At 48.5% G+C, this 1,824-nt stretch carries 2 protein-coding genes and 1 pseudogene; all 3 read right to left on the bottom strand.

Annotated elements, in window-relative coordinates:
• A pseudogene (locus tag QZF50_RS23585) lies at positions 1–147 on the bottom strand (primosomal protein DnaI); the annotation flags it as partial.
• Between the two features lie 107 nt (positions 148–254).
• On the bottom strand, positions 255–728 hold the full coding sequence (locus QZF50_RS23580; protein WP_000538177.1) for a threonine/serine exporter: 474 nt from the start codon (positions 726–728) through the stop codon (positions 255–257).
• A complete protein-coding gene (locus QZF50_RS23575; protein WP_001340933.1) occupies positions 719–1,489 on the bottom strand; it encodes a threonine/serine exporter ThrE family protein in 771 nt (256 codons plus the stop codon). Before QZF50_RS23575 ends, QZF50_RS23580 begins: the two co-directional genes overlap by 10 nt.
• Positions 1,490–1,824 lie beyond the last annotated feature (335 nt).

Below are 1,824 nucleotides of genomic sequence, written 5' to 3'. Positions count from 1 at the left end.
GCGTGCAGGCGTGACGGCATAAAACGCCGGGGCATTGTTAGCAAATACGGCAACCACACCGCCTTCAGCTTTTGCCAGAACGGTTTGGTGATCGTGTACCAGGGCGTCAATACCAACGACGTCCGGGGTCAAAACTCTGGAAGACATACTGTTTCTCAAATATGGAACGATGAACGAGAAGGGAGATAACTTTTATAGTAACACACGGAGGAGAGGAGGCTGTCTCTCATCCGTGTGCTTTAAGCGAGGCAATTTTATACGCGAGGGCGCTTGCGGTACAACCATAATCCAGGAATGGAAAGACCGATGGATAATGCACCAACAATCGATGAAGCTGTAAGAAAGTTGGTTAACAGGGTAATCATCAATGACTCGCTGTAGCCTAACTGGCTGATTTTTACCGCCGAAATCATTGCGGTATAAGCCGATATGCCAGGGAACATGGGGATAACAGCCGCCACGGTAAACACTTTCGGATGCGCCAGATACCAGCGCGACCATTGAATACCAATGGTGCCGACCAGCATAGAAGCCATAAAGGTTGACCACTCAATATTCAGCCCGCTGGTCATTAAGATCATTCGTGAACCATGACCAATCGCGCCAAGCAGCGCACACCAGCGTAATGCCCGAACGGGAACGTTGAACACCATCGCAAAGCCGACCGCTGGAATGGCGGCGAGGATCATATCCTGCGCCAATGCAAACAGAAACTCGATCACACCCATCCGCGTAGCCCCCAAATCGTCAGTGCCATCACCACGCCGACGCAGGTAGCCAGTGTCAGCAGACTGGCGATCGCCCAGCGTGCCAGTCCGGTATTGATGTGGCCTTTAAACATATCGGCGACGGCATTTATCAACGGAAATCCCGGCACCAGCAGCAGAACGCTGGCGGCCATCGCAATGGTGGGGGTATTGCTGAAAGTGGGGAGTTGCAAAAGCAATCCGGAAATGGTGGTGGCGGCGAAAGCGGTAAGGCAAAAGTTGATTTGTGGATGAAGATGACGTTGTGCCAGCAGCTGGCGGATATACATCGCGGCCGTACTGGCAAAGAAGGTGATGACGGCACCATCCCAGCCACCTTTATTGAGTTTACAGAAACAGGCACAAGAAAGGCCAACCATTAAGGCTACCAGCCATCTTGGGTAACGTAATGGCTGAATTTGGCTAAATCGTTTCTCTACGCCTTTGTAATCCAGCAGATGGTGCTCCGCCAGAATCACAATGTGCTGGACTTCAGTCACCACATGCATATTAATGCCGCGATCGTGATTTTTACGTGTCGATGTCAGGCATTGCCCATCTTTAATGGTTGTCAGCACTATGGCGTTCGAAGAGATAGAACTTTCAACGCTGTCCATTCCCAGCGCCCGACCCAGTCGTGAGGAAAGCTCATCAACCAACGCGCTTTCCGCACCATGTTGCAAAAGAAATAATCCACACTGGATACAAAGCCGCGTTACGGCTCGCTGTTGCTCAGTTTGCATAACTCGCCCTTTGTCATAGACGTGCTGCGTATTGTTCAGATAATGAGAATCCATTTGTATCATGAAGCACGGTTGTTTTGCGGTAGGTTAAGATCAAAATTGCGCTGATTAATCCTGGTTATCGGGAGAAGCTCGGTGATAAAAAGCGAATTATCTCTCGCCGCAAACAAACTATCACATGAATATTATCATCATAATGAATTTATTGTTTGGCCTTTACGAATCAGGATAATAGATAACCGGGCACGTTTTTTAATGTTAACAAGTTAAAACCATCAGATTTCATTGAATAAATATTGGTTGTGTGATTTTTCATTCTGCAGGAAGGGATATCA

The organism is uncultured Escherichia sp. (genome assembly GCF_948475835.1).
Taxonomy (GTDB): domain Bacteria; phylum Pseudomonadota; class Gammaproteobacteria; order Enterobacterales; family Enterobacteriaceae; genus ECMA0423.
Note: the sequence above shows the minus strand (reverse complement) of the source record. Positions and strands in the feature narration are given on the sequence as shown.